Annotated in this window: 16 protein-coding genes and 1 pseudogene; 15 read left to right on the top strand and 2 right to left on the bottom strand. The window is 40.9% G+C overall.

The features are described from left to right. The first annotated feature begins 93 nt into the window (after positions 1-93). From BUB85_RS16765 to BUB85_RS16825, 13 genes and pseudogenes are all read left to right on the top strand, one after another. A complete protein-coding gene (locus BUB85_RS16765; protein WP_278319605.1) occupies positions 94-843 on the top strand; it encodes a prolipoprotein diacylglyceryl transferase in 750 nt (249 codons plus the stop codon). Positions 844-1,026: 183 nt separating this feature from the next. Further along, the gene (locus BUB85_RS16770; protein ID WP_073112623.1) at positions 1,027-2,991 is read left to right on the top strand and encodes a YARHG domain-containing protein; all 1,965 of its coding nucleotides are present in this window, start codon (positions 1,027-1,029) and stop codon (positions 2,989-2,991) included. Between the two features lie 339 nt (positions 2,992-3,330). Then, complete coding sequence (locus BUB85_RS16775; RefSeq protein ID WP_073112625.1) at positions 3,331-4,263, top strand: DUF932 domain-containing protein; 933 nt, start codon at positions 3,331-3,333, stop codon at positions 4,261-4,263. A gap of 46 nt (positions 4,264-4,309) precedes the next feature. Beyond that, on the top strand, positions 4,310-5,236 hold the full coding sequence (locus tag BUB85_RS16780) for a YqaJ viral recombinase family nuclease (RefSeq protein ID WP_073112628.1): 927 nt from the start codon (positions 4,310-4,312) through the stop codon (positions 5,234-5,236). A gap of 112 nt (positions 5,237-5,348) precedes the next feature. Beyond that, the gene (locus tag BUB85_RS16785) at positions 5,349-6,152 is read left to right on the top strand and encodes a recombinase RecT (protein ID WP_073112630.1); all 804 of its coding nucleotides are present in this window, start codon (positions 5,349-5,351) and stop codon (positions 6,150-6,152) included. Positions 6,153-6,162: 10 nt separating this feature from the next. Then, on the top strand, positions 6,163-6,396 hold the full coding sequence (locus tag BUB85_RS16790) for a hypothetical protein (protein WP_073112632.1): 234 nt from the start codon (positions 6,163-6,165) through the stop codon (positions 6,394-6,396). A 14-nt stretch (positions 6,397-6,410) separates the two neighbouring features. Further along, on the top strand, positions 6,411-7,316 hold the full coding sequence (locus BUB85_RS16795) for a DUF5688 family protein (RefSeq protein ID WP_143160763.1): 906 nt from the start codon (positions 6,411-6,413) through the stop codon (positions 7,314-7,316). Between the two features lie 532 nt (positions 7,317-7,848). Next, complete coding sequence (locus BUB85_RS16800) at positions 7,849-9,054, top strand: ATP-binding protein (RefSeq protein WP_073112636.1); 1,206 nt, start codon at positions 7,849-7,851, stop codon at positions 9,052-9,054. A gap of 42 nt (positions 9,055-9,096) precedes the next feature. Further along, positions 9,097-9,363, top strand: coding sequence for a type II toxin-antitoxin system Phd/YefM family antitoxin (locus tag BUB85_RS16805; protein WP_073112638.1), 267 nt, complete (start codon positions 9,097-9,099; stop codon positions 9,361-9,363). After that, a pseudogene (locus tag BUB85_RS16810) lies at positions 9,356-9,618 on the top strand (Txe/YoeB family addiction module toxin). The gene BUB85_RS16805 and the pseudogene BUB85_RS16810 overlap by 8 nt, the downstream one beginning before the upstream one ends. A 374-nt stretch (positions 9,619-9,992) precedes the next feature. Next, positions 9,993-10,565, top strand: coding sequence for a TetR/AcrR family transcriptional regulator (locus tag BUB85_RS16815; protein WP_073112640.1), 573 nt, complete (start codon positions 9,993-9,995; stop codon positions 10,563-10,565). 144 nt (positions 10,566-10,709) lie between these two features. Continuing rightward, positions 10,710-12,749, top strand: coding sequence for an oxidoreductase (locus tag BUB85_RS16820; RefSeq protein ID WP_073112642.1), 2,040 nt, complete (start codon positions 10,710-10,712; stop codon positions 12,747-12,749). Positions 12,750-12,954: 205 nt separating this feature from the next. Continuing rightward, the gene (locus BUB85_RS16825) at positions 12,955-14,373 is read left to right on the top strand and encodes an MATE family efflux transporter (protein WP_073112644.1); all 1,419 of its coding nucleotides are present in this window, start codon (positions 12,955-12,957) and stop codon (positions 14,371-14,373) included. 156 nt (positions 14,374-14,529) lie between these two features. Here BUB85_RS16825 and BUB85_RS16830 read toward each other — a convergent pair whose 3' ends face one another. Both BUB85_RS16830 and BUB85_RS16835 read right to left on the bottom strand, forming a co-directional pair. Beyond that, positions 14,530-15,021, bottom strand: a complete 492-nt coding sequence (locus tag BUB85_RS16830; RefSeq protein ID WP_073112652.1) for a GNAT family N-acetyltransferase — start codon at positions 15,019-15,021, stop codon at positions 14,530-14,532. A gap of 377 nt (positions 15,022-15,398) precedes the next feature. Then, complete coding sequence (locus BUB85_RS16835) at positions 15,399-17,660, bottom strand: diguanylate cyclase domain-containing protein (RefSeq protein WP_073112646.1); 2,262 nt, start codon at positions 17,658-17,660, stop codon at positions 15,399-15,401. 282 nt (positions 17,661-17,942) lie between these two features. Between BUB85_RS16835 and metE the strand changes: the two genes are divergently transcribed. After that, positions 17,943-20,213, top strand: coding sequence for a 5-methyltetrahydropteroyltriglutamate--homocysteine S-methyltransferase (gene metE / locus BUB85_RS16840; protein WP_073112648.1), 2,271 nt, complete (start codon positions 17,943-17,945; stop codon positions 20,211-20,213). Continuing rightward, positions 20,200-21,054: a methylenetetrahydrofolate reductase [NAD(P)H] gene (metF, locus tag BUB85_RS16845; RefSeq protein WP_073112650.1), complete on the top strand. Its 855-nt coding sequence runs from the start codon at positions 20,200-20,202 to the stop codon at positions 21,052-21,054. The genes metE and metF overlap by 14 nt, the downstream gene beginning before the upstream one ends. The last annotated feature ends 390 nt before the right edge of the window (positions 21,055-21,444 follow it).

The following is a 21,444-nucleotide window of genomic DNA, read 5'->3' on the forward strand; positions in this document are numbered from 1 at the left end:
TTACCGAAATAATATCGCAAAACAGGTTTTAAAAATTCTCTGTTTTGTACAAAAATTAATTAGTTCCCCAAGGGGGTTCTGAACAGTTACGAAATTCCTATGTTTAATGTATGTATAATTACAGGCATCGTATTATCGATTAGTATTTTTCTACATAAGGAGCAAGAAAGCATAGAAAGAGACGAGATGGATAGTATATTGGCAACAATAGGAATTGCAATCCCGGGCAGTTTTTTAGGTGCTTTCTTATTTAACAAGATTCTTTTTGCTGAGGACAGTGGGATTTCACTAAAGTTGTTAGTTGAATATCAAGGAATGACCTTTTTGGGCGGTTTTGTGGGTGGAGTTTTAATCTTCGTATTGGCTCATAGATGCATATTTGAAAAAAGAGGATTATTGATGAAGCACCTTAATGTTTTGGCACCTTATTTAGTGCTAGCACAGAGTTTTGGACGGTTGGGATGTTTGTGTGCGGGGTGTTGTTATGGTAAACCGACCAGTTTGATTTTGGGGGTAAGATTTGTGAAAGGAACTCCCGCATATAATCATTATGGCAGCCAAAAGATATTTCCAATACAGCTTTTGGAATGTTTTTGTTTACTACTCATTTTATTTACGATCTATTTTATATCCTTGCAGTATAAATTTATAGCATATTTATTTTTGTATGGAAGTGTAAGATTTTTACTTGAATTTTTACGAGGGGATAATAGAGGTGACTTTGTTGTGAAATATCTTTCGCCGTCACAGTGTATATGTTTAATTATGATTTTTATTGCACTGGTGTCAATCATTTGGTTAACAAATAATCAAAAGGGAAGACGAAAACTTGAGAATGGATAGTTGTGGAAGATTTTGATGGAAATCAGACTGAATTTTATAGTATAGATTTTACAGAGGCTAATATGTCTGCCCTCACATTGATGCTGAATTATAATAGGAAAATGGCTCTGTGAATTTAAAGTAAATAGGATTAAGATAATTTGAAACACTAGAAAATCATTAATCGGAAGCGGAGAGAAAAAGATGTTCTGTACAAATTGTGGAAAAGAATTGAAGGAAGAGTGGAAGATATGTCCAAATTGTGGAGAACTCGTGGATCCTTCAGAAAAAGTAAATAAAGGAAACGTAAATGCGAGTGAAGAACTAGAACTAGAAGTGGAAAATGAAAATTTGAAAACTAGAGAAGACATTACGAATGAAAAAGCTGAAGCGAAACATAGTTTTCAGCAAAGTGATAGTACAGAATCAGAAAGGGAAGATTTTACAGTTGGAAAAACAAAAATAACAGGACGTTTTTTGCTGAAGGTTTTTGCATTGATTGCCATAGTCTGTTTTTTCTGTCCATTGTACATGGTGTCGTGTGCTGAACAAGAAGTGATTTCAGTAAGCGGTTTGGATTTGGTAAGGGGATTCTCCGTTATGGGAGAAGAAACTGATGGAAATCTAGTATGGATATATTTGCTGCTGTTACCAGTTGTTAGTTTGTGCGCTGCATTTATCAACAGAACTAAAATAAAAGAGAATGAAAAATGGGAGACTTTAAAAGCTAATAGTTATATTAATGCCATTTGTTCTGGCGCAGTCATATTAATAGTATGGTTTTTAACTACTACAATTGCTGATAATTCAAAGGGAACAGCTTTAGAGATCACCTTGCTATGGGCTTTGAAAATATTTGTATGTGTTAATATAGCATCGCTTATTATTGGGATATATCTAGCATACTTGGCGGAACAGAAAAAGAAGAAAAATGTCAGTAGGCAAAAAGAATTAGTAAAAACAATAGGAAAGGCAATCGGCGGTAGTATATTGTGCTTTGTTGTTGCACTGTTGCCGTTTGGAAAAGATTTTAGCCCGAGTACTAATTCAGATGATTATGTAGAGGACTATACTGTGGTAGAAGATGAAAAAGATGCGGAGGCTGAAAAAGATGCGGAGGCTGAAAAAGATGCGGAGGCTGTAAAAGATTATTCGGAAATTGATTTAGAAGATGTTTTTGGAGACAATAAGGCGGAAGAAAAATTGAAAAAAATAGGGTTTGAAGGAGATGATGAGTTAGAAGAATACACGCTGTTAGATGGAGATGTATATGTGAGTTGTACTGAAGGAAGGGCAGACACCATTAAGTTGACAGGTACTGGGGATAATATGCCGAGTATTCATGGGGTAAAAATAGGAATGAACATTGAAGAAGCAGAATCCTTATTAAAAGATACTTATACACCAATAGGAAAAATGGATGATCAAACGGCATATCACAATGAAAAATCCGGATTCGATATAGTACTAGACGTGGAAGATGTGAATATTATAGAAATTACGGCTATGCAACTATCTAAGGAAGAACTTCAAGAATATGTAGAGGAAACATACATTTTCCCAGATAGCGATAAAAGATATTTATCAGAAGATGAAGTTAGAAGTGTTGATGTTGATAAAATGTTATTGGGAAGAAATGAGATATTTGCACGTCATGGACGTATGTTTAATGATGCTGGTATTGCGGAATATTTTAAATCACAGTCTTGGTATAATGGAACAATTCCAGCAGAACAATTTGATTCTGACAGTACATTGAACGATTTTGAAAAAAAGAATGTAGAATTAATTAAAAAAGTAGAAAATGAAGTGAGTGGAACAAGTAATACGAGTGAACCTTTCATTGGTATGAATGGAACATATCAATGTGGCAGCAGTCCGGAATCAGGATTGATTAATGTATATGTAATTGATGAACAGAATATCAATATTGCAATTGGTACCCATGCGCAGCAAGGTATTTTAGGAGGTACTGGAGGTGGAATGGCGGGTACAATTACAAGTAGTAATACAGCGGTAGTAGATTGGGGAAGATGTATTTTTACATTGACGTGGAGTGAGATTGGAAAATTTGAAATTACTATTGAAGGAAGTTCAGGAATTTCTGAGATTGATACTATTACAAATGGAGTGGATTATGTAAATTCTAGTTATTATCATACATCATAGGAAAATCAAGAAATTACAATTGTATATTATTAAAGTGAAGTAAAGAATCAATCGGTGAGGTCATATTAGACTTCACCGATTTTTCTTTTATAAAGCAAGGAAAGGAGGTGCGTGATTTGGGGTGGGAAATCTTAGTAACGGTTAAGCACATCGGAAAAAAGGTACTTGAAGCTATCGTAGAATTGTAAGTAAGGGAGGTGTTACAAAATGAATCTTGGAAAAATCGCTGTGTTCCTGATTGGTACTGCAATCAGTCTGTATGAAATTCTTGATAATGATTAGCAGCAGAAGGAACAAATCAAAATCTGAAAATATTGAAATGAAAAGGAGGATGCTATTATGGCAGCCAATGTAGAAAGTATGTTTTATGTAAGAGAAACACCGTGGCACGGACTTGGAACGAAAGTGATGGAAGCACCGTCTTCAAGGGATGCATTGATTCTGGCCGGATTGAACTGGAAGGTGATACAGGAACCTATTTACACGGAAACAGAGGAATTGATTGAAGGGTACAAGGCAAATGTCAGGGATTCTGACAGAAAGATGCTGGGTGTCGTGACAGACAGATACAAGGTGATTCAGAATCAGGAGGCTTTTGAATTTACAGATGAGTTATTAGGTGAAGGTGTACGATATGAAACTGCAGGATCGTTACAAGGTGGCAGAAAAGTGTGGATGTTGGCGCACATGCCGAGAGAATACATCATTGCAGGAGAACATATCAGTCCGTATCTGTTGTTTTCCAACACACATGATGGGTCAGGAGCAATCAAAGTGGCACTTACACCAATTCGTGTTGTGTGTAACAACACATTGAATCTTGCGCTTAGTTCCGCGAGACGTACATGGACAATGAATCATATTGGGAACATTAAGGAGAAGATGCAGGAAGCAAGAGACACGCTATTTATGGCAGAGAAATATATGGAGTGTCTAGGAAAAGAGTTTGAAGTTCTTCGGTCAAAGAAAATGACAGATAAGCAAGTTTTGGAATACATTGAAGTTCTACTTCCGCTTGAAGATAATTCAACACCGCAGCAGGTAAAAAATATGAAACGTCTTAGAGAAGATATGAAGAGCAGATACTTTGATGCCCCAGATTTACAAGATGTAGGAAACAACGCTTATCGTTTTATCAACGCTGTTTCCGATTTTGCAACCCATGCAGAACCACTTCGGAGAACTGCAAATTATAGAGAAAATCTCTTTTCGAGAACGGTGGAAGGAAATCCACTCATTGATAAAGCTTATCAGATGGTCTGCGCTGCATAGCACGAAGCGATATAAAATAATACAGAAAGATGGAGGCGGGAAATCTATGAAAAAATTAGTGTCAACTTTAGGCATGGCGAAAGAGGAATGGTTGCAATATCGTAAAAGGGGAATCGGTGGCTCAGATGCTGGAGCGATATGCGGATTGAATCCGTATCGAACAGCTATGGAAGTATATCAGGAAAAAATATCGGATGATATTGACGATCTTGATAATGAAGCAATGCGTCAGGGCCGAGAATTTGAAGAATATGTTGCACGAAGATTTACAGAATTATCAGGAAAGAAAGTTCGCAGAGCAAATGCAATGTTCTGTCATGAGAAGTATCCGTTTATGCTCGCTGATGTTGATCGGTTGATTGTTGGTGAGAATGCTGGACTGGAATGTAAAACTGCCAGTCCATATATGGCAGACAAGTGGAAGGATGGAAATATCCCGCTGTCATATCAGTTACAATGCCATCACTATATGGCAGTTTGTAATACAGACGCATGGTATATAGCTGTTTTGATTTTTGGGAGGGAGTTTAAATTCTGCAAAATAGAACGGGATGAGGAAATCATTGCAGATTTAATTAGGGTGGAAAAGAATTTCTGGGAAAATCATGTTTTAAGTCGAAAGATGCCTAGTCCGGACGGCTCGAAGATCGCAGATAGTGTTATTGCTGAGTATTACAATAGAGCAGAGTCTACGATTATTCCTCTGACCGGATTTAATGAGAAACTGAAACGTCGGCAGGAACTGCAGGAATTAATCGGGAAGATGGATACAGAGAAACGCTTTATCGAGCAGAAGCTGAAAGTGTTCATGGGAACTGCAGAAGAAGCTGAGAACGAACAGTATCGGGTAACATGGAAGAATATTCAAAGCAATCGACTAGATGAAAAGCGGTTGAAAGTTGAGAAACCGGAAGTGTATCAAGAGTTCTTAAGACAAAATAACAGTCGGAGATTGGTGATAAAGGCGGCATAGCAATCGAAGCTGAAGTGGGAAAAACGGAAGTTATAAAAGAACTGAATATATTGATTTGCAGAAAAGACAGGTAAGTAGCTTGTCTTTTCTGTATTTATAAGGAGAGATGACAATGGCAGATATAAAAGAAGAACTGGCTAAGAAAGTAGCCGAAGGTACAGAAGATAAGAAAAAGCTTACAAAATCCATGAGTATTGCAGATTTAATTAAGGCAATGGAACCCGAAATAAAGAAAGCATTGCCGGAGGTGATTACACCGGAACGATTTACAAGAATGGCATTATCGGCACTGAATACTACACCAAAGTTGAAAGAGTGTACACAGACTAGTTTTCTGACAGCGCTGATGAATGCTGCACAATTAGGGCTTGAGCCGAATACGCCGTTGGGACAGGCATATCTGATTCCTTACAAAAACAAAGGTAATTTAGAATGTCAGTTTCAGATTGGATACAAAGGCTTGATTGATTTGAGTTATCGAAATCGTCAGATGCAGATTATTCAGGCACAGGCTGTGTATGAAAATGATGAATTTGAATATGAGCTTGGTTTGAATCCTGTGTTGGTGCATAGACCTGCATTACAAAACAGGGGAGCGGTGAAATTGTTTTATGGAATTTTCAAATTGACAAATGGCGGTTTCGGCTTTGAGGTGATGAGCAAGGCTGATATGGACGCCTATGCAAAGGAATATTCGAAAGCATTTGATTCTTCGTTTTCTCCATGGAAGAGCAATTATATCGGAATGGCAAAGAAGACGGTAATCAAGCAAGCCATAAAATACGCTCCGCTAAAAACTGATTTCAGAAAGGCACTATCGACAGATGAAACAATAAAGACTGAGTTCTGTGAAGATATGAGTGAAGTGCAGTGTAAAGATATCTGGGATACAGAATATAAAGAGCGCAGTGCATAGGAGAAATCAGATGATAAAAGAGATTTACAATCGGGTATATACGCAAACAGAATATGGTAAACAGAAAGAAGCAGAAGTTAGTGATGAAGTGTCTAAGTTATTGGAAGAAAATGGAGCAAATCCAGCATCGGAAGATAGATTGGAAGAATTGCTAAGTGCAGCTGCAGGAATTGGTATAGATAAAGGTTTTCAAATGGGATTGGCGTGGTGGATTCAACTTTTAGCAGAATTGATTTGTAGATGAAAGGAAAAGATATTATGATGAAATATAATGAGTTCAAGAGAGTGTTGTTAGCGGAACTGAAAAGAAGAATTGGGTGGGAAACAATGATTCAAATTCAGCATGTGAAAAAAATCAATCAGGCACAGAAAGAGGTGTTGGTCATATCTAAAAAGGAAGAATGTATTATTCCGAGGATTGATCTGGACGGTCTATATGAAGATTATAAAACACATGAAAATATTGAGAAGATAATTCAATATATCTATTGCATTATAGTTGAAAAACCTCAGAAGATAGGCATGTATTTGGAAAACGAATGGGAGCAAATCAAGGATAAAATAGTGATAAAAATGATTAACAAAGAGTGGAATGCGGAGTATATATCAGAGATTCCACACAAGGATATTCTGGATTTGACAGCAATTTATCAAATTGTGTTAGATCAGGATAAATCACGAAGAGTGACTCGTGTTGTAACCAATGATATGTTAGAGCAATGGGGCGTGACAGAGGAAGAAATACATGCTGCCGGAATGAACAATTTGCGGAGAGAGGATTTTGCTATGAGGGATTTGCTTGGAGTTATATCACAAAAATTGGAGATGGATATGGAACTAGACCCACATAGTCCGATGTATATTGTTACAAATGAAAAAACAGGGTGTGGTGCAGATGTCCTATTTTTTCAGGAACTCTTGAAAATTTATGCCGAATACTTGCAAAGTGATTTGTACATACTGCCAAGTTCAATCTATGAGGTGATAATAGTAAGGAAAGCGGAATCGCCAGATGTTTCGGAATTACAGCAGATGGTCAAGGAAATTAACCATTCTCAGGTAGATGAAGAAGAGCGATTATCTGATTCGGTCTATCTCTATCGAATGGGTGCTTCATGTGTTGAACTTTTAGCGGATATGACAGGTGAGAAGAACGTGGCGTGACATGCAGGATAAATTACTGACCAAGAAAAAGAGATATAGAAAAGGGGGCGCGTTCCAAAATCCAAAAAGAGTGTAGTTGTGATTTTGATAGAGGCCGAGTAATAAATAGAAATAGAGAGCAAAAGAGTAGTGGGTTCATTAAAAGATTTAAAGTTATAAAATATAGAATTTTAGCAGTCGTACATCAACCTGTACATCAACGGTAATAGACTTAGTAGTATTCAGTGAGACATAATGGAAAAAGAGTGGATAAAGGGGGACTCTATGGACTTAGTGGTATTCTATATAATTTGTATTTAAGACTTAGGATCTAGTGGGGCGACCCGTGCAGGTTCAAGTCCTGTTATCCGCACTAAGAAGTCCTGATTCCTCACTCACGAGGGGTTGGGGCTTTTTTTGATAATAAATGATGAAACGAATAAAATTGAGTTAACTGAATAGAATAATGCAAGAAAAGAATTAAATCAGTTTAAAACGATTGAAGTTATTTTGCAAAAATGTTATGATAATAAAAAACATGGAGGGAAAATATATGGTTATCAGAGAACAGTATCTTTTGCGAATTAGACCTTTTTATGATTCGGAGATGGTAAAAGTGATTACCGGAATCAGACGCTGTGGGAAATCTACACTTATGAAGCAGATTATGTCTGAAATCAGTAAGAATAAAATTGCCGGGGATCACATCATTTATATTAATTTTGAAGATTACCAGTTTCGAAAAATAAGTAATGCAGATGCGTTGTATCGTTATGTGGAAGCACTGATAACGGACGATAACAAGTATTATCTGTTTATTGATGAGATTCAGAATGTGGATGAATTTGAATTAGTGATCAATTCGTTTCGCTCAACGCATAATATTAGTATTTTTATCACTGGCTCTAATTCGAAATTACTGTCAGGAGAACTGGCGACACATTTAAGCGGTAGAACGGTGTCGTTTCGCATTATGCCATTTTCCTTTCGGGAATTTTGTGAATTGAAAAATGGATACGAAGATGGGATGGCGAAAGAACAACTTTTGGATGAATATATGAGGTGGGGCGGATTTCCGATTGTATGTAAGGAGACAGAAGAGGAAAGTAAGGAAGTATTACTTTCCAATATTTATGATGCTGTCGTATTGAAAGATATTATCATGCGAAATAAAGTTGCTTCACCGGCTGCACTCGAAAAAGTATTGGAATATGTGATTGCAAATTCCTCGCTCACAATTTCGGGAAATAATATAGCCAATGTAATGAATGAAGAAGAGCAAATTGTATCGGCTCCAACCATTTATGATTATTTGAGATATATGGAAGAGGCTTGCATCTGTGACAAGGTTTCAAGATACGATATTCGTGGAAAAAAGGTGTTGGCGTATGAGGAAAAGACATATGTATGTGATCTGGGCTTCTTTCATTTGAAAAAAAACAGAATAAAAGATGAGTATAATTATATTGTTGAAACGCTTTGTTACAATGAATTGATTGCTAGAGGGTATAAAGTTTATATTGGAAAAACATTTAAGGGGGAAGTGGATTTTATTGCAAAAAGAGGGCAGGAAAAATTCTATGTTCAGGCTGCGTATATGTTAAGTGATGAAAAAGTGGTTGAAAGAGAGTTTGGCGCGTATGACAATATAAATGATAATTATCCCAAATATGTAATTACTATGGATCGAATTATGATGTCTCGTGATGGAATTATTCATCTGAATTTGATAGATTTTCTTATCAATGATATAAGATGAATAATATAAGCACTTGACTGTACGGAAAGGGGTGGCGATATTATGTTAGCCGTAAATTATACAAATCTTAGAGATAACATGAAGACGTATATGGATAAAGTGACAGATGATTACGAGACAATAATTGTAACTAGAAAAGATAATAAAAATGTCGTAATGCTGTCTGAAGAATCATATAATAATCTAATGGAAAATATTCGTGTTATGGGAAATAAGGCTAATTACGATTGGTTAATGGAATCAAAATCACAACTTGAAAATGGAAATTTAAGTTTGCATGGACTTGATGAGGCGGATGCCGATGAATAAATTGTTTACCGATAATGGGTGGAAAGGTTATGTCTATTGGCAGACGGAAGACAGAAAGACATTAAAAAAATTAACGCTTTACTTGAAGATATATGCAGAAATGGAAATGAAGGGGTAGGAAAGCCGGAGGCGTTATCTGGAAATTTGGCTGGATTTTGGAGCAGAAGAATTAATGATAAAGACAGATTAGTTTACAAAATAGACATGGACAATGTCTATGTATTGGCTTGCAGATATCATTGTAGCGATAAATAAACAACAGAAGGCTTATCCTAGCTATTCAGATGGATATAGAAATATCCGGGGTTAGTTTTTTGACTCTATTTTACTTTGACCCTAGCATCATCATGATAAAAATGTTATTGACTCAACAATAAAATAAAAGCATAATGAACTAGTGTACTGACACATTCATATTCTGACTAATTCACTTGTCTATTTGTCCAGCAGACTGCGTTGTCATCAATCGACGATGCAACCGCATCGCCTCTTTCTTCCGCCTTGCTGCTGAACAAATATCCTGCGCGAATAGTTCAGAAATGAACATGTCAGTGCACTAGAAATGTTTTAGGAAAAACATAGAGTATGATTGGTGAAGCGGAGTACAGGGAAGGATAAACAGGTAAAACATGAACCAACGTGAAAAACAAAAACTGGAAACAAAGAAGAGAATCTATGAATGTGCTTATAAATTATTTGACGAGCAGTCTTTTGATGCTGTGAAAGTTGCAGATATCGCAAAAGAAGCAGGCATATCGGTAGGGGGTGTCTATTATCATTTCGCATCAAAAGACGATATTATAGATTATGGATATTTGGCATTTGACGAGAAATTGCAGGAACATTATCACAAGGTGAAACCAAATGATGGAAAAGATGCAATTCTGTGTCTGGTACGTTATCAGGTGCAGTCGGTTATCGATATGGGACCACATCTTACCAGCATTACGTTTAAAAATCAGATGGAAAAGAAAAATGAATACCTGTATTCGAAAAAGCGTTTTTTATATAAGATGCTTTTGGAGCAGATTGAGGCGGTCGGGCCGCTGGGAAAAACTCCGGATGTGATTACGGACCAGATCCTTCGTATCGTCCGTGGAAGCATCTATGATTGGGCGGCGCGAAAAGGGAGCTATGACTTGATGGCAGCGGTGAATGATGAGATGGATATGATTTGCAGTTACCACCAATTGCAGAAATAAGTGCATAGATGAATTGACAATTAACAGATTTTTGTCTTTGGTTTAGATTTATTAACTGACTCTTGTTGACAGTTCTTTTACAAAGGATTATAATTTCACTATAACCAATTCAGTGAATCGATTCTAGTAAGGAGGTCATGAAGTATGAGCAGTTATTCAAATTTGTTTTCGCCTGTCAAAATTGGCAATGTAGAAATCAAAAACCGCATTGCAATGATGCCGATGGGAGTTTTCTCACCGAGACTTATGAATCAGGACGGAAGCTACACAAAAGATGGCGCTGATTATTACATCGAGCGGGCAAAAGGAGGCACCGGCCTGATTATTACCGGTCTTGTTCCACTTCCACCCGGTCACTTGCCGTCAATTGTAAACAATGTTGAAACCTACGTAGAAAATCAGCGGTATTTGGTAGATGGATGTCATAAGTATGGCGCGAAGGTGTTTATTCAGATTTCAGCGTTGTCAGGGCGCTCCAGCACCAATCCGGCTGATCCGGCGCCGTCTGCATTGCCCAATGTATTTGATCCGTCGCAGAATAATCGGGAGATGACGGTGGAAGAGATTCACAAATACGTAGAAATGTTTGCAGCCGGAGCGAAGGCTGCGAAGGATGCCGGGATTGATGGCGTGGAAATCCATGCGGTGCATGAAGGCTATCTGCTGGATCAGTTCACAATTGCAGCGTTCAACCATCGTACAGATGAATATGGCGGAAGTCTTGAAAACAGACTGCGTTTCCCGACAGAAATCGTTCAGGCAATCAAAAAAGCATGTGGGGAAGACTATCCGGTATCCGTAAGGTATAGTGTGTACAGTAAGACCAAGGGATTCAACCGCGGCGCACTTCCGGGCGAGGATTATGAAGAGTTCGGAAGAGATATAGAGGAGAGCAAAATTGTTGCCAGAAAGCTTCAGGAGGCAGGGTACGATATGCTCGACTGCGATAATGGAACGTATGATGCGTGGTACTGGCCGCATCCACCAGTATATATGCCGGCGGCATGCAATCTCGAGGATGTTGCGGAACTTCGAAAAGCAGTCACTATTCCGGTGATCTGCGCAGGTAGATTTGATGACCCGGCGCTGGCAGACCAGGCAATTGCAGATGGAAAGATTGATATGATGGGGATGGGACGTCCACTTCTGGCAGATCCGGACATGGCGAATAAATGGATGGAAGACAGAGAAGACGATATCCGCCCATGTATTTCCTGTCATTTTGGATGTCTTGCAAGAATCTTCCAGATTGATTATGCGACAAGAGGCACGAAAGACATCAGTTGTGCATTGAATCCGAGATGTGCAATGGAAAATCATTACAATATCACACCGGCGCAGAAAAAGAAAAAAGTTGCGGTAGTCGGCGGTGGAATTGCAGGCATGGAAGCAGCCCGTGTGTGTGCTCTCCGGGGACATGCGGTGGATCTGTATGAGAAAACAGGAGTGCTTGGCGGCGTGTTTATTCCTGCGGCGGCCTTCTCATTTAAAGAGCACGACCGCAGACTGATCGAGTGGTACCGTAAGCAGATGAAAGACACCGAGGTCAACGTATTGTTGAATACAGAATTTGTGAAAGAAGATGCCGCGAAGTACGATGAGGTGTTTGTTGCGACAGGCGCCACAGAAAACAAGCTGAAGACCCAGGGCTTTGACAGCCCGCAGGTGAGATATGCAGTGGATGTTCTGATGAATCAGGATATTCATGATCAGAATGTGGTGATCGTTGGCGGCGGGCTGACCGGATGTGAGATCGCGTATGATCTTGCAATGAAGAATTGTAAAGTTACCATTGTAGAGCAGCTCCCGGAGATTCTGAATGTAGAAGGTCTTGCAAAAGCAAACTACGATATGCTTCGTGATATTATTGATTATTATGATGTCAAGGTCATGAAGAACTCGACCGTTGAGAAGTACGAAGATGGAAAGGTATCTGTTCTGGAAACTACATACAACACTCCGAATATCAATGAGCGTGCCATTACAATTTCACTGCAGGGAATACACAAGATTGTAAAAGAAATACCTGCGGATACAGTTGTAGTTTCTGTCGGATACACGGAAAATCAGGAATTGTACCACGCAATCCAGGCGGAGAACGTACACTTGATTGGCGATGCGGATCATCCGGCCAATCTTATGGCGGCAATCTGGGGTGCGTATACGACGGCGTTAGAAGTATAAATGATAATCTCACGCATGATGGCGAAAGGAAGAAATACCTGCGTTAGGGTGCTGAATTAGAAATTGTACTGAATTTAGAACAATTTTCCCTATTACACAAAAAAATATTATGTGATAGAATGACTGCTGATTGAGTGGTAGCCGTACATGTGAAAGCCAATTTACATGTACGGCTACTTTTTTTGCAAAAAAGAAAGGAGTTATTATGAATCAGAATCGTTATCTTGCGGAGGAGAAAATCAGCACATTGATGCTGAAGTTTTCGATTCCATGTATTATGTCACTTTTAGTTTCGTCATTATATAACATTGTAGACCAGATCTTCATCGGAAGAGGTGTAGGATATCTGGGGAACGGCGCAACCAATGTTGTATTTCCAATTACAATTATTGCACTGTCTCTCGCGCTGATGCTGGGGGATGGATGTGCCGCATTCTTAAGTATCTGTCAGGGGAAAAAGGACAGCGAAAGCTCTCACCGGAGCGTCGGAAATACGGTGCTTGTTATGGTCGTTATCAGTCTGGTCATGACCGCTGTATTCGCTGTGGCGAAGGGAAATATTCTGGTGGCATTCGGGGCAACCGAAAACAACATCGCTTATGCGAGCGAATATTTTGACTATATCCTCATCGGAATTCCATTTTTTATCTTTGGAAATGGAATGAATTCGATTATTCGTGCCGATGGAGATCCGAAATTTGCCATGTTGTCCACCCTGGTTGGTTGTGTGATCAACGTGATTCTTGACCCGATTGCCATCTTTGTACTGGGATGGGGAATGAAGGGGGCAGCTCTGGCTACGATCACAGGACAGATTGTGACTGCGCTGCTTGCTGTTTATTATCTGTTCCACAGTAAATCATTTACGTTGAAAAAAGAAAGCTTTCAACTTCGCAGAGCGCTGCTTGGAAAAGTGGTTCCGCTTGGAATCAGCAGCTTTCTGACCCAGATTTCTATCGTTGTAGTGATGGGAGTCATGAATAACACATTGGTTACCTACGGTGCCCAGTCAGAATACGGTGCGGACATTCCGCTGACGGTTGTGGGAATTGTGATGAAGGTGTTCCAGATCGTGATCGCAGTTGTGGTCGGAATTGCGGCAGGCTCACAGCCTATCGTGGGATACAACTATGGAGCGGGAGAGTTTGGGCGTGTGAAAAAAATCTATGCAGCTATGGTGAAAGCAGAGATCGTGGTCGGACTTGTCGCTACATTTCTCTTTGAGGTATTTCCACTCCAGATTACAAGTATCTTTGGAAGTGAAGATGGACTCTACAATGAATTTGCAGTTCTGTCATTCCGTATTTACCTGTGTACAATGATATTGTGCTGTGTCCAGAAAGCAACCAGTATCTTTTTACAGTCTCTGGGCAAGCCGGTTCATGCACTTGGGCTGTCTCTGCTCCGTGATTTTGTACTGAGTGTGCCGTTGATCATCCTGCTTCCGAGATTTATGGGAGTGACAGGTGCGCTGTATTCTGCACCGATCGCAGACGTGGTATCGATCGTCGTCGCAGTGGTTATGATTGTTGGCGTGTTTAAGAAAATGCCGGTGAAAACGGAAGAGAAAAAAACCAGTGGGAAAAAAGCTGGGATTGTCGTGGAAGCGGCAGAGACTATATAAAAAGAAAAACAACAAGAGCCGGCAGCTGATCAATAGCTTGCCGGCTCTGTGATTTCTTCATCATAGATGCGCTGCATCTGTATTGGTTGACGTTTTTCTCCAGCTATTATAACTTGACAAATTTGCCAACATCTTATCAAAGCGGAACATGCTCTTTTATAATTCGTAATAATAAGGGCATATATTTTCATAGTGTCCATCTTTCATACGAAATCCATTGGGTATAACACCGAGCTGGACAAAACCTAACCTTTCATATAAATGTCTTGCATGAGTATTTGATTCAACAACCGCATTAAATTGCAGTACTCGAAAATCATAATTTTTCCCTTGCAGCAAACAGTCATTCACAAGTTTTTCCCCAATATGTAACCCTCTGGATTCTTTGTCAACTGCGTAGCTTGCATTGCAAATATGTCCGCATCTGCCCACATTGTTTGGATGTAAGATGTATAAGCCACATATTTTCCCGTTCTCAGTATTCTCGGCTACACCACAGTAAGTTTGACTCTCAAAAAACAACGCTCCTGTTGTATCTGTCAGAAAATCCTCTTGTGGAAATGCAATCCCATCATCAACAACTGCATTCCATATTTTAATCATTTCTTCTAAATCGTCTTTATTATATTTTCGAATCTTGATACTCATTTCAATATTCATTAGTTTTTCTCCTACAGTTTCAAATTTGTTAAAACCATTATATCATTTTTGGAAGTTGCTGTCATTCTGACTTTTCTGGATTTAATTGTTGCCCAAATCATATGTATTTAAAGCAGATTTCTATAACAGCCGCTCGCAGCAATTATGCTGGAGCATAATTGAATAAATTGCAAAAAGGATACGAAAGTGCAATTTCTGGAAGGACACAAAGCGCAGGCGAAGCATTTAAAAAGACTAGGGAGAAACTAATGCTAGATTGAGACGATAAAAAGTGGAAATGGACTTCTTTTTCTTTGGGGAATAAACGATAAAAAGAATAAAATCAATTACCGACCCTGACGAAAAGAAACAGAGTAATTTTAACGTTACTCTGTTTCTTTTCGTATTGTACTTCTCCGCCTTACCTTCTGGGCATACAAAGCCTCATCCGCCTTCCCCAGAACCTCGGAAATAGAGATGTCCTGGCTGCATACAAACTGGTGCTGCCCCATGGACAGCCCGATATAGTAATCTTTTTCGGAGGTCTGATTAAAGTCCTCGCATGCGGCCTGGATTCCGCCAATGATTTCCGCTGCGGTATGCTCTTCGCATGGATAAATCATTGCCACAAATTCATCACCGCCGATGCGGCCCACGATGCCGCAGTCCTTCAAAGCTGTTCTGAGCGCTTTTGCCGCAAAATGAATGGTGAAATCCCCTTCCTTATGACCAAAACAGTCGTTGATCTCTTTTAGATGATCTACGTCCGCAAAGACTAATACAGCATTTTCGCCGGAATGTTCTTTGTTCAGATTCATGGCACTCTCGAGAAAACCGCGGCGGTTCAGACAGTGCGTCAGTGTGTCGTATTCGGAAATATAATTCAGCAGTTCGTTCTTCTCGCGGATTTCCCGTACCAGTTTTTCCAGGTTGTTCTGTGTGTTCTTTTGTTCCCTTGAGAGCGCGCGGAATTTCAAGGCATTTCCAATCTGCATACTGATTAAGTGCGTCAGGGCCAGAGAGGGAGGTTCGATTTCCGCAATCAGGATTCCGAACTGCTCTTCACCTGAAAACAGGCAGAATATACTGAGTGCAAAGGGCGTATCACCGCGGTGAAACGAACCGATACCGTTTTGTGTCGAGAGTACGGGGCGCTCATCTTCTTCAAAAGAGGTGATCTGATCGCCGATGTGAAAAGCAGCCAGATACATTTTCTGCGGACAGGTCCAGGGCTCCTGTTTTTTGTGCACGATAGGTTCTTCAAACAGGTAGAGATAGGAACTTTTGCAATGGAGAGCCGGAAGCTTGGCCATGGCAGAGTGAAAGAAATCCTTTTCATTTTCGATATGATTCATCATGTCCCGGGAAATCAGAGGCAGGAACCATGTCTCGTTTTGAAAAACGTTGTATTTCTGACTGCTTTTCTGCAGGGCGTGTGACAGTATGGTGCTCTGTATCTCTTCTTTGAGAAGGGACAGCGTCTCTGCATCGGAGGTGGCAGAGAGGGCGTTGAGGTAGCTGCAAAAAGCATCCGAAAGCATGGTGGATGGAATATAGGAAATCAGATCACTGTCCAGAAAATGCTTTAGCTGAATCAAAAACGGGTCCCAGCAGGAACGGTCTGCGAAATCGTACTGCAAAAGAGCACGGAGTTCTCTGGCGGAACGGAGTTTTACATCCTGATTGAAATCGAATCCGAAAATCATATCGGTAAACCGGTCTACATCGGAGAGGGTGGCACATTTTCTCAGCGGGGTGTTGCAGCCGCAGGAATTTCTGAATTTGACTTCCGCGGGGACGATGACAGAGTGGGGCGGCTTTTTGCGGCACAATTCCAAGGCACCGATCAGTGCCATATAGCCCATATCACAAGCATCCTGTAAGACAGTAGTGAGCGGCGGATTCAGAGATTGAGATGCCGTCCAGTCATCGTAGCCGGTGACGGCAAGATCCCGTCCGACGACGATTCTGCGCTTCTCACACTCACGGTAGACTGCGTGAGCCATGACGTCGTTCGCACACACCATCGCCTGCATATGTGGAAACTGATCCAGAAGGCGATTGATCTGAGGAACCACGCATGAGGAAAAATCCCCGTATGCGATGCGGGATTCATCAAAAGGAATATCGTATTTTGCAAGAACATCCAGGAAACCTCTCTTGCGCTCGATGGCATCGGTATTGTCCGCGGGTCCGGAAAGATAGGTGAAATCCCGATAACCGTGATCCCTCACCAGGTGTTCAACCAACTGGAATATGCCGTGATAGTTGTCGGAAATAATGGAACTTCCGGTCATTGTCTCGTCCGGCTCCTCCAGAAGAACATAGGGGATGCCTGAAAATTTGTTCAAAAACGCTGTTTTATTATTTTCTTCCAGAAAAATGCATAGGCTGCCGTAGGAGATGATCAGTGCATCTACCCTGCCGAGCCGTGCATAATCATACACGATATTGAACTGGTAATCATAATCATCCGTTGGATTCTCCCCAAAATAGGAACGATAGTAATATCTGCTGTGGATTCCGAGAAAAAACAGCAGGTTAACATTCAGCTTTTTAGAAGCTCGGTAAATACCCTGCATCAAATCTAAGGTGTGCGGGGAGTTGGCGTTTCCGACTAAAACGCCGACAGTAAAAACTTTATCCATAAAAATCCCTCTTGTCTGTAAAATATAGTAAAAATGTCTGAAATTATGTCAGTAAAAGCCTAAAATATATAAATATTATAGCATGTGCGCGGTAATTTGCATATACACATTTTGCTATAGCCTGAAACTATGGTGAGACGAAAAGAATAAGTATTATCCTATATCAGGCCTTCGGTGTTAGACTGTGTGAAAGAAACATGTTCCATACAAGGCGGACTGGAGCAAAGAGTAAAAAGTCTTCGGTTTTGCACAAATATAAATGAATTATAAGGAGATAAAATTATGCGTACTTCAATTATTGGTTATCCCAGAGTCGGTGCATTGAGAGAGCTTAAGTTTGCCACTGAGAAATATTTCAGAGCGGAGATATCCGCGGATGAGCTGCAGAATACAGCCAGGGAGATCCGGAAAAAGCAGTGGAATATCCAAAAGGATTCCGGTGTGGACTTTATTCCGTCAAACGACTTTTCACTATATGACAACATGCTGGATACAGCAGTTTTATTCAATATTATTCCGGAGCGGTATGTGGCTTTGGGCGTATCTGCGTCTGATACCTATTTTGCAATGGCAAGAGGATATCAGGGAGAAGCGGGGGATGTGAAAGCGTTTGCGATGAAAAAGTGGTTTAATACGAACTATCATTATATGGTGCCGGAAATTGATGATAATATCGAATTAAAGTTGGCTGGCACAAAACCGTTTGATGAGTACGAGGAGGCAAAGGAACTGGGGATTCAGACGAAACCGGTGGTGGTTGGTGCGTTTACGTTCTTGAAGCTGCTTCGCTATGTTGGCAGCAAAACGGCAGAAGATTATACAGAAGCGGTAATCGGGGCATATTCGGAGCTGCTGGCACGGTTCAACAATCTTGGTGCGGAGTGGGTTCAGTTTGACGAACCTTATCTGGTACACGATTTGAGTGCGGAAGATATTTCCCTTTTCGAGAAACTGTACAGCGGGATTCTTTCTTCTAAAAATGAAGTGAAAATCCTGCTTCAGACTTACTTTGGAGACGTGCGCGACTGTTACCGTAACATTCTTGCGCTTGATTTTGATGGTGTGGGCCTCGATTTCGTGGAGGGGAGGAAGACGCTGGATCTTGTGACGGAAAATGGTTTTCCAGAAGGCAGGCTGCTTTTTGCCGGTGTCGTAAACGGAAAAAATATCTGGAAAAATAATTACAAAAAGACACTCAGCATATTGGAGGAACTGAAGAAAAAAGAGATTGACACAGTGATCGGTACTTCGTGCTCACTGCTTCATGTGCCTTATACGCTGAAAAATGAAACAAAACTGCCTGAAAAGTATACAGCACATTTTGCATTTGCAGAGGAAAAACTCACAGAGCTTGCGGCATTAAAAATGTTGTCGGAGTGTGATTGGACCGGGGCCGGTGTCCTTCAGGAAAATGCCGCGCTTTTTGTGGACAGACCGGATTGCAGAGATGCTGAGGTTCAGGAGCGGGTGGCAAAAATCGACGAGAATGATTTTGTAAGACTTCCTGAGTTTTCAACCAGAGAGGCGATTCAGAAGGAATGGTTTCATCTGCCGCCGTTTCCGACAACGACCATCGGATCATTCCCGCAGACTGCTGATGTAAAGGCAAATCGTACTGCCTTTAGAAAAGGTGAGATTACGGAGGCGCAGTATATCGCATTTAATCGGCAGAAGATTGCCGCGTGTGTGGAACAGCAGGAAGAAATTGGTTTGGATGTGCTCGTCCACGGAGAGTACGAGCGGAATGACATGGTGGAGTACTTCGGGGAACAGTTGAACGGCTATTTGTTTACAGAGAAGGGGTGGGTGCAGTCCTATGGTACGCGCTGCGTGAAGCCTCCGCTGATCTGGGGCGATGTATCCAGAATCAAACCGATGACGGTGGAGTGGTCGACTTATGCACAAAGCCTCACCGAAAAGCCGATGAAGGGAATGCTCACAGGTCCTGTGACCATCCTGAACTGGTCTTTCCCACGTGAGGATATCTCCCTGAAAGAGAGTACCTGCCAGATTGCTCTGGCAATCCGTGACGAGGTGCTTGATCTGGAGGCGAATGGTATCGGGATCATTCAGGTGGACGAGGCGGCACTCCGCGAAAAACTGCCGTTGAGAAAAAGTGACTGGTATAGTGAGTATCTGGACTGGGCTATACCCGCATTCCGTCTGGTTCACAGCGGCGTAAAGGCGGAAACACAGATTCATACGCATATGTGCTACAGCGAGTTCACGGACATTATCCAGGCAATTGATGATATGGATGCCGATGTCATTACTTTTGAGGCGTCCCGTTCTGATCTGCTGATACTGGATGCCCTGAAAGAGAATGATTTTAAAACCGAGGTGGGCCCGGGCGTGTATGATATTCATTCACCGAGGGTGCCGTCTATACAGGAAATTAAAAGCGCATTGGATAAAATGCTTAAAAAAATCAGTCCGGAAAAGCTTTGGGTGAATCCGGACTGTGGATTGAAAACGAGAGGAACTGCTGAGACAACCGCAAGTCTCGAAAATCTTGTGGCGGCAGCAAAGGAATTGAGAAATGAAAACTGTTGATTTGTTTGGAAAAAAGACGGTATTGTCTTACGAGGTGTTTCCGCCCAAGGCAACATCTTCTATTAACAAAATCTATGAGACACTGGACGAATTACAGATGCTGAACCCTGATTTTATCAGCGTCACTTACGGTGCCGGTGGTGGCGGAAATGCGCACAAAACCTTTCGTCTGGCCTCAATGATCAAGGAGTATGGTGTAGAAAGCGTGGCACACCTTTCTTGTATCAGCTCGACAAAAGAGGAGATAGAAGAGGCACTTGTGGAACTGAAAAAGAACGGTGTGGAAAATATTCTGGCCCTACGCGGAGATATTCCGAGCGAAGGGTATGCGCCGGGAGATTTTAAGTATGCGTCTGATTTGATTGCCTTTATCAAGTCACACGGAGACTTTAATATTATCGCTGCCTGCTATCCGGAGGGACACATTGAGGCGAAGAGCAGGGTGGAGGATATTCAGAATTTAAAGATTAAGGTTGACGCCGGGGTAGATCAGCTGATCACACAGCTGTTTTTCCGAAACGAAGATTTTTACTCCTTCTCAGAACGATGTCAGCTTGCAGGGATCAACGTTCCCATTGAGGCGGGAATCATGCCTGTGACCAATAAAAAACAGATAGAGAGAATGGCCACTCTCTGCGGCGTGAATGTACCGAAAAAGTTTGTTACGATGATGGATCGTTACGGGGATGATCCGATTGCCATGCGCGATGCAGGGATCGCGTATGCCGTAAATCAGATTGTTGATCTGATTGCACACGGGGTAGACGGGATTCATCTTTATACCATGAACAATCCGTATATTGCCCGGAAGATATATGAGGCAATACACAGGCTGATATAATCGTGTGGTTTCGCCCAGTGTTCCCGCCCCTGCGCGCATTACACTCTGATAGCCCAGACTGCATAAAAGTGGGGGCTGTCGCACTAGCTGATTAAATTCAGCGGTGCGCAGCTCTTTTTTTCCTACAGAAATGTCCTTTTTATTCCATTTCTGATTCATATTGATTTTTGGGCGTACTTGAACCAGACCTTCTATGAAAAGGTTGTTTTGAATTTTGATAGTTCAAAAATCATGCTGTTTTAAGTTCAAATAAATGCTGTCCTATTTTACCGGATTGTATTTTTCTGTGAAGTTTATTGATGTTATGAGCAATTGCGATCATGGTACTTTCCGCAAGGACATTCACAGTTCCGCGACACAGATATTTTCGAAAGGACATATCTTCTTTGG

It is taken from the genome of Hespellia stercorisuis DSM 15480 (assembly GCF_900142165.1).
GTDB lineage: Bacteria > Bacillota > Clostridia > Lachnospirales > Lachnospiraceae > Hespellia > Hespellia stercorisuis.

Bases quoted from the DNA above. Each gene is read 5' to 3' on its own strand.
- BUB85_RS16835 (WP_073112646.1), bottom strand. From the start codon at position 17,660: ATGGATAAAGTTTTTACTGTCGGCGTTTTAGTCGGAAACGCCAACTCC.
- metF (WP_073112650.1), top strand. From the start codon at position 20,200: ATGAAAACTGTTGATTTGTTTGGAAAAAAGACGGTATTGTCTTACGAG.
- BUB85_RS16825 (WP_073112644.1), top strand. From the start codon at position 12,955: ATGAATCAGAATCGTTATCTTGCGGAGGAGAAAATCAGCACATTGATG.
- metE (WP_073112648.1), top strand. From the start codon at position 17,943: ATGCGTACTTCAATTATTGGTTATCCCAGAGTCGGTGCATTGAGAGAG.
- BUB85_RS16780 (WP_073112628.1), top strand. From the start codon at position 4,310: ATGAAAAAATTAGTGTCAACTTTAGGCATGGCGAAAGAGGAATGGTTG.
- BUB85_RS16785 (WP_073112630.1), top strand. From the start codon at position 5,349: ATGGCAGATATAAAAGAAGAACTGGCTAAGAAAGTAGCCGAAGGTACA.
- BUB85_RS16815 (WP_073112640.1), top strand. From the start codon at position 9,993: ATGAACCAACGTGAAAAACAAAAACTGGAAACAAAGAAGAGAATCTAT.
- BUB85_RS16830 (WP_073112652.1), bottom strand. From the start codon at position 15,021: ATGAGTATCAAGATTCGAAAATATAATAAAGACGATTTAGAAGAAATG.
- BUB85_RS16770 (WP_073112623.1), top strand. From the start codon at position 1,027: ATGTTCTGTACAAATTGTGGAAAAGAATTGAAGGAAGAGTGGAAGATA.
- BUB85_RS16790 (WP_073112632.1), top strand. From the start codon at position 6,163: ATGATAAAAGAGATTTACAATCGGGTATATACGCAAACAGAATATGGT.
- BUB85_RS16795 (WP_143160763.1), top strand. From the start codon at position 6,411: ATGATGAAATATAATGAGTTCAAGAGAGTGTTGTTAGCGGAACTGAAA.
- BUB85_RS16805 (WP_073112638.1), top strand. From the start codon at position 9,097: ATGTTAGCCGTAAATTATACAAATCTTAGAGATAACATGAAGACGTAT.
- BUB85_RS16775 (WP_073112625.1), top strand. From the start codon at position 3,331: ATGGCAGCCAATGTAGAAAGTATGTTTTATGTAAGAGAAACACCGTGG.
- BUB85_RS16800 (WP_073112636.1), top strand. From the start codon at position 7,849: ATGGTTATCAGAGAACAGTATCTTTTGCGAATTAGACCTTTTTATGAT.
- BUB85_RS16820 (WP_073112642.1), top strand. From the start codon at position 10,710: ATGAGCAGTTATTCAAATTTGTTTTCGCCTGTCAAAATTGGCAATGTA.